Source organism: Amycolatopsis mongoliensis, from assembly GCF_030285665.1.
In the GTDB taxonomy this organism is placed as follows: Bacteria; Actinomycetota; Actinomycetes; order Mycobacteriales; family Pseudonocardiaceae; genus Amycolatopsis; species Amycolatopsis mongoliensis.
In genome coordinates this window covers 10533421-10547219 of record NZ_CP127295.1, presented here as the reverse complement: position 1 = coordinate 10547219, position 13799 = coordinate 10533421, and the positions used below count along the sequence as shown (strand labels likewise).

Below are 13799 nucleotides of genomic sequence, written 5' to 3'. Positions count from 1 at the left end.
CGCCTCCGATCACGCGAGTCCCGGCTGCAACCACGCGAGTCCTGGTTTCCCGCACGGCCTGGAGCGGCTCAGCGGGCCGGATCGGGCCGTCCCCGCGGCGCGACGGCGGCCAGCGCGTCCACCATCCCGTGCCCGTAGAAGCCGTTGAACCCCTCGTACCCAGCGCAGTAGGCATCCTGGGTCCCGTCCCCGGTGAGGTCGTAGTCGGCCGGGCACGGCATCGGCATCGCCTGGGCGTCCAGCGTCCGCCGCAGCTGCCGCGGCCCGGCGTCCCGGTACATCGACGCCAGCAGCGCCAGCACCCCGGTGGCGTGCGGCGCGGCCATCGACGTCCCGCACAGCGGGGCGTACCCGCCGGGCACCGTCGAAAGCACGCACTCGCCCGTCTCACCACCCGGGGCGGTGACATCGATCACGCCCAGCCCGTACGAGCTGTAGCCCGCCTTCACCCGGTCCGAGCCGACGGCGGACACCGCGACGACGTCCCGCAGCGCGGCCGGCAGCGCCTCGCACCCCGCACCCGCCGCGGGTGAGCCGGAACGCGCCGCCGGCGTCAGGTCGACGGCCTCGTTGGTCGCCGCCGCGACGTTCAGCGTGCCCGCCGACGTGCTGTATTCGACCGCGCGCGCCAGCGCTTCGTGCACCACCCCGCGGTCGTCGCCGCGGATGCACGAGAGCGTCCACGGGTTGACGAAGAAGCTGCTGTTCGTCAGCCGCATGTGCCGGGACGCCGCCCACATCAGCCCGCACACCGCGGCCTCCGGGTCCGCGTAGCCGCGGTCGTCGATCACCTTCACCGACGCCACCCTGACCCCGGGCGCCACACCCGTCACGCCGTGCCCGTCGTCGGCCGCCGCGATGATCCCCGCCACGTGCGTGCCGTGCACCGACGTCGTCGGCTTCCAGGCGGACTCGGACCGGTCGGGGGCGCCGGTCAGGCAGCCGGCGGAGTCGTCGCGGTCGAGGGCGGCGCTCAGGTCCGGGTGACCGGGGTCGATGCCCGAGTCGAGGACGCCGACGACGACGTCCCGGCTGCCGTGCGAAACGTCGGTGCCGCCGGAGACGCCCGGGGCTGCCGGAGAGCGGCCCGCGTTGATCATCCGCATGTCCCACTGCCGGTCGCTCAGGTCGGCGGTGGGCACCTTCGCGGGGTCGGTCGCGGGCAGTGTCGCCCGCGCGGGCTGCGGCCTGACCTCGGTGGCGCGCTGCGCGGCCAGCCGCTCGGCCTGGGCGCTGAACGCCCGGTCGAGCCCGATCCGCCCGCCGAAGTCCGGGTCGCCCGAGGTGGCGACGGCGACGGCGATCTGCGGGTAGTAGACGGTGGTGGCCCCGCACGCGCCGGTGACCTGCGCGCGGGCGGCGGACTCGGACGTGCCGCGGTCGAAGGTGACGACGTAGCGCAGGTTCCGGCCGTGACCGCAGCCGGGCTCGTCGGCCGCCGCCGGACCGGCGGTGACGCATCCCGAAAGCACCAGTACGGTGCACACGGCCGCCCGCAGGGGCCGCGCCAGCAGGGACACCGGACCTCCCACCGGATGCAGGAACCGCGGGTGCCGGTGCGCGAGATCCCGGTCACCCCGAGCCGCACGGTAGCCACCCCGTGCCCGGCGGACAAGCGCTGCGGCCAAGTTCCCCCGGCCGGTGGGCCCGCGGCGCGCCCGGCGGCGTGGGCGGAGGTACCGAGTACACCGGAGCAGTCACCCGGTGTGGGATACTCGGGGTGGCCGCTGGGCCGCGGGGCGCACGTGAGAGGTGCTGCCTGCGGCGTTGTGGCCCGGTGATGTGCACGAACAGCACGACGCGCGTCGCCGCCCGCGAACCGGGCGGCTGGACGACGTGGCGGGCGGCCCGGGGGCCGCGAGTGCCGACGCACAACTCCGAGCAGACCTTTGACCGGGTTGCGCGCCGCCGGATGCGGTGGCGCGGCGCCCGGTCGTCGGGCCAGGATTCCCGTCGCTGGTGACCACCACGGCGGAACGAACAGAAAGGGGCCCCTGCGCGGCCGCGTCCCTGCCGGTGAGCACCGGCAGACGCGCCCGGGGGCGGAGGAGACACATGTCGAACGCGGAAACACCCGCCGAGCAGACCGGCGGGAATCCCGTCACACCCACGAGCGGCCCGCTGGCCGACCTGCCCGCCCGGATCCGGGTGCACGCGCTGGCCAAGCTGCTCGAGAAGAACAGCCGGGACGTCCTCGCCAAGCTCGCCGAGCTGGGCGAAACCGTGCGCAGCGCGCAGTCGAGCGTGACCAGGGACGTGGCGCTCAAGGTGGCGGAGACCTTCGCCCCGGCCGACGCCGGCGACGCGCCCGCCGCGCAGGCCCCGCAGCCCGCCGCCGAGGCGCCTGCCGAGCCGGCCCCGAGCCGCTCCGCGGTGCCCGAGGTGCCGGCCGCGGAGGCCGAGAAGCCGCGCCCGCGGCAGAAGACCCGCGCGCACCTGCCGGTGTTCGCCGCGCCGTCGCCGGTTTTCCTGCCGCCGGAGCCCGCGGCCGTCAAGCCGGCCCGCAAGCCCGCCGACCCGTTCGCGGAGCCGGCAGCCCGTCCGGAGGCCCGCCCCGAATCCCGCCCCGAACTCGAGGCGGTCGAAGAGGAGACCGAAGACACCACGTCGGCCCTCGACGCCGGGGACGACGAGGGTGACGACGCCGGCAGCCGCCGCCGTCGCCGCCGGGGCCGTCGCGGCCGTGGCCGCGGCAAGGGCGCCGACGGGGGCGACGAGGCCGAGAACGAAGACGTCCAGGCCGAAGAGCAGCCGCGCCGCAAGAGCCGCGCCGGGAACGGGGACGAAAAGCCCGAAGCGGACACCGAAGAGGCCGAGGAAGCCGCCGCGGAGTCGGACAACGACAGCGACGAGGGGGAAGGCGGCAGCAAGCGCCGTCGCCGCCGCCGTCGCCGCAAGGGCTCGGACGGCGACGACGCCGAGACCACCGACGACCCGCCCAACACCGTCACCCACGTCCGCCAGGCCAAGGCCGAGCAGGCCGAGCGCGAGCGCCCGGCGCGCGACGAGGTGCGCAGCGTCCGCGGGTCGACCCGCCTGGAGGCCAAGCGCCAGCGCCGCCGCGACGGCCGCGAGGCCGGCCGCCGCCGCGCCCCGATCCTGTCCGAGGCCGAGTTCCTGGCCCGCCGGGAGTCGGTCGAGCGCACGATGGTCGTCGCCGAGAAGGGCGACTCGACGCAGATCGGCGTCCTCGAGGACGGCGTGCTGGTCGAGCACTTCGTGACGCAGTCGGGCTCCGGCTCGATCGTCGGCAACGTCTACCTCGGCCGCGTCCAGAACGTGCTGCCGAGCATGGAGGCCGCGTTCATCGACATCGGCCGCGGCCGCAACGCCGTGCTCTACGCCGGTGAGGTCGACTGGGACGCCGCCGGCCTCGAGGGCAAGGCCCGCAAGATCGAGCAGGCGCTGTCCACCGGCGACTCCGTGCTGGTCCAGGTGACCAAGGACCCGGTCGGGCACAAGGGCGCCCGGCTGACCACGCAGATCTCGCTGCCCGGCCGCTTCCTGGTGTACGTCCCCGCGGGCGGTGCCACCGGCATCTCCCGCAAGCTGCCGGAGAACGAGCGCCGTCGGCTCAAGGACATCCTCAAGCGGATCGTCCCGGAGGACGCGGGCGTCATCATCCGCACCGCCTCCGAGGGCATCGGCGAGGAGGAGCTGGGCCGCGACGTCGACCGCCTGAAGGCCCAGTGGGACGTCATCAAGGAGAAGGCCGCCGCCGGTTCCGGCAAGAAGGGCGGCGCGCCGACAATGCTCTACGAAGAGCCGGACCTGCTGGTCAAGGTCGTGCGTGACCTCTTCACCGAGGACTTCACCAAGCTGGAGATCCAGGGCAACCGCTCCTGGGAGACCATCAACGACTACGTCCGGCACGTCGCGCCGGAGCTGACCGAGCGGCTCAAGCGCTACACCGGCACCGGCGACGCGTTCGCCGACCACCGGATCGACGAGCAGATCACCAAGGCGCTCGACCGCAAGGTCTGGCTGCCTTCCGGCGGTTACCTGGTCATCGACCGCACCGAGGCGATGACGGTGATCGACGTCAATACCGGCAAGTTCACCGGTTCGGGTGGCAACCTCGAGGAGACGGTGACCCGCAACAACCTGGAGTCGGCGGAGGAGATCGTCCGCCAGCTCCGGCTGCGGGACATCGGCGGCATCATCGTGATCGACTTCATCGACATGGTGCTCGAGTCCAACCGCGAGCTGGTGCTGCGCCGCCTGACCGAGTGCCTCGGCCGCGACCGCACGCGTCACCAGGTCGCCGAGGTCACCTCGCTCGGCCTGGTGCAGATGACCCGCAAGAAGATCGGCACGGGCCTGCTGGAGGCGTTCTCGACGCCGTGCGAGCACTGCAAGGGCCGGGGCGTGCTCGTCTCGACCGAGGTGCAGCGCACGGGCGGCGGTGCGCACTCCCACGGCGGGAACGGCAACGGCGGTACCGGCGGTGGCGGCAACGGCGGTGGCGGGGAGAAGAGCTCCCGCCGGTCGCGGGGCCGCGGCAAGGGCGACGAGGCCGCCAAGGAGCAGGCCGAGGCCGCCAAGGCCGAGGTCCACGCGGTCCCGCCGCCGGAGCAGCGCGCGTCGGTCGCGTCGGCGGTGGCCGCGGTGGCCAACGCCTCGAAGGCGGCCAAGGACCAGGACCACGGCGCGCTGAACGGCACCGGGCCCGTCCCGGAGGTGACCGACCCGGCCGAGGCCGTGGCGTCTTCGGAGGCCGTCGCCGAGCCGGCCACCGAGGTCGCGGATGTCCCGGTGACCACCGAGGCGGACGAAACCCCGGTGCCGCTGGAGGAGCCTGCCGTCGAGCGGACCTCGGCGCCGGAGCCGGCCGAAGAGCCGGTCACCGGATCTTCGGAGGCCGCCGAGCCGGTCGCCGAACCCGAGGTCAGCGTGCCCGAACCGGCCGCGCGTCCCACCCGGCGCCGGTCGCGCCGGGCCGCGTCGCGCCCGGCGGGTCCGCCGGTGCACGCGTCCGACCAGAGCCAGTGAACGACTAGGGGACCCCGGTGGTAACGCACCGGGGCACCCCACGTAACCTGTAGTACGGCCTGCCACCAGAGCAGGTCGCCTGCGCGAGTCCTGGACCACCCGTTCCATCAGGTGGGCCGGTTGCGCAAGCCCCCACCCATTGTCGAGTAATGCAGGAGACTTCCGTGTCGGCGTACGCGATCGTCAAGACCGGCGGCAAGCAGTACAAGGTGGCCGTCGGCGACGTCGTCGAGGTCGAGAAGCTCGAGGGCGAGCCGGGCACCGAGCACATCCTCCCCGCCGTTTTGTACGTCGACGGTGGCGAGGTCACCACGGACGCCGACGCGCTGGCGAAGGTCTCGGTCACCGGCAAGGTCGTCGAGCAGACCAAGGGTCCGAAGATCCGGATCCACAAGTTCAAGAACAAGACGGGCTACCACAAGCGTCAGGGTCACCGGCAGAAGCTGACCCGCGTCGAGGTCACCGCCATCTCCCTGTAAGAACTTCTCCGGATCTTCGCAAGAAAGAGGATTGAGCTATGGCTCACAAGAAGGGTGCGTCCAGCTCCCGCAACGGTCGTGACTCGAACGCGCAGCGCCTCGGCGTCAAGCGCTTCGGCGGCCAGCAGGTCAACGCGGGCGAGATCCTCATCCGCCAGCGTGGCACCAAGTTCCACCCCGGCGTGAACGTCGGCCGTGGCGGCGACGACACGCTGTTCGCGCTGGCCACCGGTGCGGTCCAGTTCGGCGAGAAGCGTGGCCGCAAGACGGTCAACATCGTGCCGGCCGAGGCCTGAGCCTTCGGTCGTCGTTAGACCTCTGACGAGGGGTGGGGCCGGAATATCCGGTGCCACCCCTCGTTTGTTTTGTTCGTACCCTTTCGTTGAGTGAAGTGAGGCAAGTCATGGCGTCCCGGTTCGTGGACCGAGCGGTCATCCACCTGACCGCCGGTGACGGGGGCAACGGCTGCGCCTCGGTGCACCGCGAGAAGTTCAAGCCGCTCGGCGGCCCGGACGGCGGCAACGGCGGCAACGGCGGCGACGTCCTGCTGGTCGTCGACCCGAACGTGCACACCCTGCTCGACTTCCACTTCCGCCCGCACGCCAAGGCGGGCAGCGGCAAGATGGGCCAGGGCGGCAACCGCGCGGGCGCGGCGGGGGAGACCCTGGTGATGAAGGTGCCGTCCGGCACCGTCGTGTTCACCGAGGACGGCGAGATGGTCGCCGACCTGATCGGCCCGGGCACCACGTTCGTCGCCGCCCAGGGCGGCCGCGGCGGGCTCGGCAACGCTGCGCTGTCGTCGAAGGCGCGCAAGGCTCCCGGGTTCGCGCTGCTGGGCGAGCCGGGTGAGGCCCGCAACCTCGTGCTGGAGCTGCGCTCGGTCGCCGACGTCGGCCTGCTCGGCTTCCCGTCCGCCGGCAAGTCGTCGCTGATCTCGGTGCTGTCCGCGGCCAAGCCGAAGATCGCCGACTACCCGTTCACCACGCTGGTGCCGAACCTCGGCGTCATCACCGGCGGCGAGACGGTGTTCACGATGGCCGACGTGCCCGGCCTGATCCCCGGCGCGTCCGAGGGCAAGGGCCTGGGGCTCGACTTCCTGCGCCACATCGAGCGCTGCGCGGTGCTGGTGCACGTCGTCGACTGCGCCACGCTGGAGCCGGGCCGCGACCCGGTGTCCGATGTGGACGCTCTTGAGGCCGAGCTCGCCAAGTACACGCCGGGTCTCGGCGGGAAGCTCGAGGAGCGCCCGCGCGTGGTCGTGCTCAACAAGATCGACGTCCCGGAGGCCGCCGAGCTCGCCGAGTTCGTCCGGCCGGAGTTCGAAGCCCGTGGCCTGCAGGTGTTCGAGGTCTCCACGGCGTCGCGCAAGGGCCTGCGGGAGCTGACTTTCGCGCTCGCCAAGGTGGTCGAGCAGTACCGCGAAATGCAGCCGGTGCTGGAGCCGGAGAAGATCGTCCTGCGGCCGCTCGCCGTCGACGACACCGGGTTCACCGTCGAGGTCGACCCCGAGGAGGAGGGCGCGTTCATCGTGCGCGGCGCCCGCCCGGAGCGGTGGATCCGCCAGACCAACTTCGGCAACGACGAGGCCGTCGGCTACCTGGCCGACCGGCTCAACCGCCTCGGCGTCGAGGACAAGCTGGCGAAGCTCGGCGCGCGGCCGGGCAGCCCGGTCACGATCGGGGACGTCCAGTTCGAGTGGGAGCCGTCGACGCCCAGCGTCGCGATGCACCTGTCCGGCCGCGGCACCGACGTCCGCCTCGAGAACCACGACCGGGTCGGCGCGGCCGAGCGCAAGGAAGCCCGCCGGATCCGGCGCGACGGCCCGGACGAGCCGGAAGGCGACGACCTGGACCTCGACGCGTGAGCGGCACGCGGAAAGCCATCGCGTCCGCCCGCCGTCTGGTCGTCAAGGTCGGTTCGTCGGCGCTGACCACCGCGGGCAGCGGGCTCGACGTGGCCCGGCTGGACGCGCTGGTCGACGCGATCGCGGACCGCGTCGCCCGGGACACCCAGATCGTGCTCGTCTCATCGGGCGCGATCGGGGCCGGGCTGGCCCCGCTGTCCCTCGGCAAGCGACCTCGCGACCTCGCCACGCAGCAGGCGGCGGCGAGCGTCGGCCAGCTGGCGCTGGCGCACGCGTACGCGGAGTCGTTCGGGCGGTTTTCGCTGACGGTCGGCCAGGTGCTGCTGACGTCCGACGACGTCGTCCGCCGGTCGCACTACCGCAACGCGCAGCGGACGTTCTCGCGGCTGCTGGCGCTGGGCGCGGTCCCGGTGGTCAACGAGAACGACACGGTGGCCACGGAAGAGATCCGGTTCGGCGACAACGACCGCCTGGCCGCCTTGGTGGCCCACCTGATCGGCGCGGACGCGCTGATCCTGCTGTCCGATGTGGACGGTCTCTACGACGGCGACCCCCGCGACGGCGCCACCCGCAAGCTCACCGAGGTCCTCTCGGAGTCCGATGTGGACGGAATCTCGGTCGGCATGTCCAGCTCCGGCCTCGGCACGGGCGGCATGGTGTCGAAGCTCGCGGCGGCCCGCACCGCGGCGGGCGCGGGCATCCCGGTCCTGCTGGCGGCGGCTTCGGAAGCCTCCGCGGCCTTGACGACGGCGTCCCCGGGAACGGCGTTCGCCCCGGCGGACACGCGCCTGTCGGCCCGCCGGTTCTGGCTGGGCTACGCGGCGGACACGACGGGCAAGCTCCGCCTGGACGACGGCGCGGTGACGGCGGTGGTCCGCCGCCGCCGATCCCTGCTGGCCGCGGGGATCACGGGCGTGGAGGGCGAGTTCCAGGCCGGCGACGTGGTCGACCTGGTGGACGCGAAGGACCGCGCGGTGGCCCGCGGAGTGGTGGCGTTCGACGCGACCGAGCTGCCGGAGCTGGTCGGCCGGTCGACGCACGAGCTCCCGGAGGAGCAGCGCCGCGAAGTGGTCCACGCCGACGACCTGGTCCCCCTCCGCCGCTGACCCCGCCCGTGATCCAGCGGGCATCACCCGTGATCCGAGAGGCGTCTCGCGTGATCCGGCGGGCATCTCGCGTGACTGAGCGGGCATCACCGTGATGCCCTCCCAATCACGCGCGATGCCCTTCCGGACACGCGTGATGCCTCTCTGATCACGCGATTCGCGTCAGCCGACCGAGACCAGGCGAGCGCCGCCGTCGGCTTCCAGGACCGTGCCGCTCAGGTTGCGGTTCGTCGCCGCCAGTGCCACCACCTCGGCCACGTCGTCCGCCGTCGCCACGCGGCGCGACGGGATCGAAGCGGCCGTCTGCGCGAAGAATCCCTCGCGCATCTCCGCCGGGAAGCCGCTCCACCAGGCCGTGTCGACGACCCCCGGCGAAACCGCGTTCACCCGCCGCGGCGCCAGCTCGACCGCCAGCGGCTTGACCAGCGCTTCCACCGCCGCGTTGAGCGCGCCGATGCCCGCCGTTCCCGGCATGGCCGCGTGCGCGCTGATCGCGCCCAGCAGTGTGATCGACCCGGCCTCGGCCAGGTGCGGCAGCACCGCCTGGATCGTCGTCAGGTGCGCCCAGAACTTCGCGTCGAAGGCCCGGCGCAGCATCGCCAGGTCCAGCTCCGCGATCGGCCCCATCCCTTCGGCGCCGGACAGGCTCACCACCAGCACGTCGACCGTGCCGAGCGTCTCGGCCAGCGCGGCCATCGCCGTGGCGTCGCCGCCGTCGGCCTGGTGCCCGGTGAGCTGCGGGTCGCTCGCCGCGACGTCGTCGAGGCGCTCCTTGCCGCGCCCGGTGACGTGGACGTCGTAACCCTGGCGCTGCAGCCGTCGCGCGGTCGCCAGGCCGATGCCCGAGGTGCCGCCGGCGACAAGTGCGATGCTCATGCTCGTTCCCCATTTCGAACCGGTACGTCTCGTTTCGAAATTGACGCTACCATCGGATCCCATGACCGACCAGTCCCGTCCCGGCCGCAAGCGCAGCGAACAGAGCCGGCTGGCGATCCTCGCCGCCACGCTCGACCTGGTCGCGGAGGCGGGCTACGGCGCGCTGACCGTCGAGGGCATCGCCGCGCGCTCCGGCGTCGGCAAGCAGACGATCTACCGCTGGTGGCCGTCGAAGGCCGACGTCCTGCTCGACGCGCTCGCGACGAAGGCGGACCTGTACGTGCCGATCCCCGACGAGGGGACCTTCCGCGCCGACCTCGGCGGGTTCCTGGACAGCACGTTCGAGCTGGGCGAGAAAGCGCAGGTCGCGGACACGTTGCGCGCGCTGATGGCGCAGGCGCAGATCGATCCCGAGTTCGGCAAGCGGTTCCGCGAAGACTTCCTCAACCGCCGCCGTGAGGCGCTCGGCGTCATCGTCGACCGCGCCCGCGAGCGCGGGGAACTGCCCGCGGGAGTCAACGCCGGCACGGTGATCGACGTCGTGTTCGGCACGCTCTGGTACCGGCTCCTCGCGACGCGGGAGCCGGTCGGCCGCGGCCTGGCCGATGAACTGGTGGCGCTGCTAGCCGATCACGGCGCCTCGACCGCCGAGATCCGGTAGCGCGCCACCGACGCGTCGAGGATCCGCGCCGCCTGCTCGTCCGACGGCTCGGCGCCGCGGAAGCGCTCGAGGTCCTCATCGGACTCCCAGCGCTCGTACACGGTCACCCGGCCGGGGTCGAGCAGGTTGGCACCCAGCGCGTACTCCAGGCAGCCGGGGGCTTCCCGCGCGAGACGGACGGCCTCGACGCAACTCTCGAGGTAGGCGTCCCGGTCCTCGGGCGCGACCGCGAGCCAGCCGGCCACGATGATCACGCCGGGGTGATCCGATCCGGCTTGATCGTGAGCAGCAGCCGCGTCTGGTCCCGGCCGCCCCACCACGGGTACGGGCCGCCGAGGTAGCGCTGCGCCAGCTTCTCGATGTGCTCGGCCGCGCCGTCCTCGGTCATCTCCAGCACGCGCCCGCGGATCGCGTAGTAGCGCGACGGCCGGTCGCGGTCGGCGACGTTGAGCGCCACCCGCGGGTCACGCTCGATGTTGCGCTGCTTCTGGTGTCCCAGCACGGTGTTGACGAGGATGTGCGTGCCGTCGGTGTCCACCCAGGTCTGGGTGAGCTGCGGCGAGCCGTCGGGCATCACCGTCGACAGGAAACAGAGGCTGGGCTCGCGCAGCAGAGCGAGCAGATCGCCGGGTAGTTCCACAGTGGTCTCCCGCTAGAGCTGGTCGGGCGCTTCGATGCCGAGCAGGGAGAGCCCGAGCGCAAACGTTTGCGAGGTCAGCGTAGTCAACCTCAGGCGGGACGCGCGCAGTTCGGGGTTCGGCGCCTTGAGGACCGGACAATCGTCGTAGAAGCGGGAAAACGCGACCGCGGTCTCGTACAGGTACGTGCAGAGCTTGTGCGGCGCGTAGCCGTCCGTCGCGGCCTTCAGCGCTTCGCCGAACCTGAGCAGCTTCAGCGCGAGCGCCCGTTCGGCCGGTGCGTCCAGCAGGATCTCCGCACCGCCGGGCACTCCGCCCGCCTTCCCCAGGATCGACTGCGTCCGCGCGTGCGCGTACTGGAGGTACACCGACGTGTTGCCCTCCTTGGCGAGCATCCGGTCCCAGGCGAAGACGTAGTCGCGTTCGCGGTCGCCGGAGAGGTCGGCGTACTTGACCGCGCCGATGCCGACCGCCCGGGCGACTTCGGCCTGCCCCGCCGCGTCGATCTCACTGCGTTCGGCGACGACCGTGGCGGCCTGCGTCACGGCTTCGGTGAGCAGGTCGGCCAGCTTCACCGTGTCACCGGACCGGGTCCGCATGGTCTTGCCGTCGGCGCCCAGCACCGTGCCGAAACCGATGTGCTCGGCGTGCCCGGTCAGCCAGCCGGCGGTGCGGCAGACGGCGAACACCATCGCGAAGTGCTGCGCCTGCGGGGTCCCGACGACGTAGAGGAGGTCGGTCGCGCCGCGTTCGGCCGTCCAGTACCGGACGGTGGCCAGGTCGGTCGCGGCGTACCCGTAGCCGCCGTCGCGCTTGCGGACGATCAGCGGCAGCCGGTCGCCTTCGCGATTGCGGAACCCTTCGGGGAACACGCAGACCGCGCCGTCGCTGACCTCGGTCAGCCCGGCCTGCTCGAGGTCGTCGACCACCGCGGCGAGGTACGGGTTGTAGAAGCTCTCGCCGTAGATGTCCTTGTCCGTCAAGGTGATCCCGAGCAGGGCGTAGACCTCGTCGAAGTGCCGCGTCGATTCGGCGACGAGCTCCCGCCAGACGGCCAGGGTTTCCTCGTCGCCGCTCTGCAGCAGCACGACGCGCTTGCGTGCCCGGGTCGCGAACGCTTCGTCGCCGTCGAACTTCTGGCGCGCTTCGCGGTAGAACGCGTCGAGGTCGGCGATGGCGCGGTCCCCGGCCGGGACGTCGAGGAGGTGCTCGATGAGCATGCCGAACGGCGTGCCCCAGTCGCCGAGGTGGTTGTGCGGCAGCACTTCGTGCCCGGCGAAGCGCAACAGGCGCGCGAGCGTGTCGCCGATCACCGTCGTGCGCAGGTGCCCGACGTGCATCTCCTTCGCGACGTTCGGGCTGCTGTAGTCCAGCGCGATCCGCCGCGGCTCAGTCGTTTCGGGCACGCCGAGACGCGGGTCGCCGATCAGCGCGGCGGTGCGGGTCTCCAGCCAGTCCTTGCGCAGCACGAAGTTCAGGAAGCCCGGACCCGCGACTTCGGGTGCGTCGGCGATCCCGTCCAGCTCGAGCGCGCCGGCGATCAACGTCGCGACTTCGCGGGGCGGGCGGCCGAGCCGCTTGCCCAGGCTCATCGCGAGGTTGCCCTGGTAGTCGACGCCCTCGCGCGGCGACGCCTGGATCAGCGCCTGCTCCGGCGTCAGCTCGACCTGCAGTGCCTTGCCCGCGGCAGCCCACCACGCGGCGCGCCAGCTCCTCGGTAACGTCGGCGGTCTGCACGGTGTCCCTCCCTCGGCTCGGTCTTGGAGCCCGCAGCGTAGCGAGCGTGACCGGCCGGTGACGAAGGGTTTACCGCAGCTCGCTGCCCTTGGTCTCGGGCAGCGTGAGGATGACGGCGAACGCGATCGCCGCGCCGGCCGCGACGTACCAGAAGTAGAGCGTCTGCGAAACCGCGCCGAAGACGGTGATGAGCAGCGGTGCGGTGCCGCCGAAGATCGCGACGGTCAGGTTGTACCAGGCGCCGATCCCCAGCCCGCGCAGCTCGGTCGGGAACAGCTCGCTCATGATGGCCGGCGCGATCGACGTCATCGCCGTGTACAGCCCGAGCCCGACGCAGAACACGACGAGCAGGCCGCCGATGTTCGGGCCGATCAAGGTGGACAGCGGCACGACGACGAGCGCGGTCACCCCCGACCAGACGAGCAGCTGCGGCTTCCGCCCGACCCGGTCCGCGAGCGCGCCCATCGGGTACTGCAGGGCAATGAACAACGCCGTGCCGACGGACAGCGCGAGGAACACGGCGTCCGCGTCGGCGTGCCGGTTCTTCACCGCGAACGACGTCAGCGCGCTGAAGAACGTGTAGTAGCAGAGGGTCGAGAGCATCGTGAAGCCGACGAGCCTGCCGACGGCCTTGGGGTGGTGCGTCAGCGTCGTCAGCAGCGGCCGCTCGAGCTTCCGCGCCTTGGTCTTCGTCTGCTCGAACAGCTCGGTCTCGGCGATGCTGCGGCGAAGCCACAGCCCGACCAGGCCGAAGACGCCGCCCAGCAGGAACGGCAGCCGCCAGCCCCAGGACGCGAGCTGCGCCTTGTCCAGCCCGCGGGAGAGGAGGAACCCGAGCACGGTCGCGATCAGCACGGCCGTCCCGGTCGAGATGTAGAAGAACGCCGAGTACCGGCCACGACGCTCCGGCGGCGCGATCTCGCCCAGGTAGGCCGACGCGTTCGACACCTCACCGCCGAGCGACAGTCCCTGTGCGACGCGGGCGAGCAGCAGCAGGATCGGCGCCAGCCAGCCCACCTGCGAGAACGTCGGCAGCAGCCCGATCGCCACCGAGCCGCCGGCCATGAGCAAGATGGTGAGGATCATGGCGGGCTTGCGGCCGCGCGTGTCCGCGAAGCGCCCGAGCAGGATTCCGCCGAGCGGGCGGAAGAAGAACGCGAGTGCGTAGGTGGCGAACGTGTTGATCAGCGCGAGCGTGTCGTTGCCGGCCGGGAAGAACGCACTGGCGAAGTAGATGCTGAACGTCGCGTAGATCGTCCAGTCGAACCACTCCAGCGCATTGCCCGCGCTCGCCGCGAACAGCTTGCGCACCGGCATCCGGTGACGGTGGGTCACCTGCACGGCGGACTCGGTCATGGCGGCCTCCATGTCACCCGAAGGTGCAACGGGACTTTGCCACATTCGTTCGCGGTGCGAAAGGTTCCCACCGTCCGGAGTCCGGCCCTC

The 13799-nt window shown here is 72.1% G+C and carries 11 protein-coding genes and 1 pseudogene; 6 read left to right on the top strand and 6 right to left on the bottom strand.

What is annotated here, in order from left to right; genetic code table 11:
- Positions 1–68: 68 nt before the first annotated feature.
- Positions 69–1520, bottom strand: a complete 1452-nt coding sequence (locus tag QRX60_RS50220) for a S8 family peptidase (RefSeq protein WP_285998519.1) — start codon at positions 1518–1520, stop codon at positions 69–71.
- Positions 1521–2055: 535 nt separating this feature from the next.
- Here QRX60_RS50220 and QRX60_RS50215 point away from each other — a divergent pair.
- The 5 genes from QRX60_RS50215 to proB all read left to right on the top strand — a co-directional run bounded on the left by QRX60_RS50215 (position 2056) and on the right by proB (position 8441).
- Complete coding sequence (locus tag QRX60_RS50215) at positions 2056–4992, top strand: translation initiation factor IF-2 N-terminal domain-containing protein (protein WP_285998518.1); 2937 nt, start codon at positions 2056–2058, stop codon at positions 4990–4992.
- Positions 4993–5156: 164 nt separating this feature from the next.
- The gene (gene rplU / locus QRX60_RS50210; RefSeq protein WP_086678418.1) at positions 5157–5471 is read left to right on the top strand and encodes a 50S ribosomal protein L21; all 315 of its coding nucleotides are present in this window, start codon (positions 5157–5159) and stop codon (positions 5469–5471) included.
- A 38-nt stretch (positions 5472–5509) separates the two neighbouring features.
- Positions 5510–5767, top strand: a complete 258-nt coding sequence (gene rpmA, locus QRX60_RS50205; protein ID WP_285998517.1) for a 50S ribosomal protein L27 — start codon at positions 5510–5512, stop codon at positions 5765–5767.
- Positions 5768–5874: 107 nt separating this feature from the next.
- Positions 5875–7335 (top strand): GTPase ObgE, encoded by a 1461-nt coding sequence (gene obgE, locus QRX60_RS50200; RefSeq protein ID WP_285998516.1) that lies wholly within the window; start codon positions 5875–5877, stop codon positions 7333–7335.
- The gene (gene proB / locus QRX60_RS50195) at positions 7332–8441 is read left to right on the top strand and encodes a glutamate 5-kinase (RefSeq protein WP_285998515.1); all 1110 of its coding nucleotides are present in this window, start codon (positions 7332–7334) and stop codon (positions 8439–8441) included. Before obgE ends, proB begins: the two co-directional genes overlap by 4 nt.
- A gap of 162 nt (positions 8442–8603) precedes the next feature.
- Here proB and QRX60_RS50190 read toward each other — a convergent pair whose 3' ends face one another.
- Positions 8604–9317 carry an SDR family NAD(P)-dependent oxidoreductase gene (locus QRX60_RS50190; RefSeq protein WP_285998514.1) on the bottom strand — a complete coding sequence of 238 codons (714 nt, stop codon included), beginning with the start codon at positions 9315–9317 and terminating at the stop codon, positions 8604–8606.
- A gap of 61 nt (positions 9318–9378) precedes the next feature.
- On the opposite strand from QRX60_RS50190, the gene QRX60_RS50185 reads away from it, so the two are divergent.
- Positions 9379–9978, top strand: coding sequence for a TetR/AcrR family transcriptional regulator (locus QRX60_RS50185; protein ID WP_285998513.1), 600 nt, complete (start codon positions 9379–9381; stop codon positions 9976–9978).
- Here the strand turns inward: QRX60_RS50185 and QRX60_RS50180 are convergent.
- From QRX60_RS50180 to QRX60_RS50165, 4 genes and pseudogenes are all read right to left on the bottom strand, one after another.
- On the bottom strand, positions 9948–10232 hold the full coding sequence (locus QRX60_RS50180; RefSeq protein WP_285998512.1) for a putative quinol monooxygenase: 285 nt from the start codon (positions 10230–10232) through the stop codon (positions 9948–9950). The genes QRX60_RS50185 and QRX60_RS50180 overlap by 31 nt on opposite strands.
- Positions 10229–10618, bottom strand: coding sequence for a PPOX class F420-dependent oxidoreductase (locus QRX60_RS50175; protein WP_285998511.1), 390 nt, complete (start codon positions 10616–10618; stop codon positions 10229–10231). Before QRX60_RS50175 ends, QRX60_RS50180 begins: the two co-directional genes overlap by 4 nt.
- Before the next feature lie 12 nt (positions 10619–10630).
- Positions 10631–12353, bottom strand: a pseudogene (argS, locus tag QRX60_RS50170) (arginine--tRNA ligase).
- Between the two features lie 69 nt (positions 12354–12422).
- Positions 12423–13709, bottom strand: a complete 1287-nt coding sequence (locus QRX60_RS50165; protein ID WP_285998510.1) for an MFS transporter — start codon at positions 13707–13709, stop codon at positions 12423–12425.
- Positions 13710–13799: the final 90 nt, after the last annotated feature.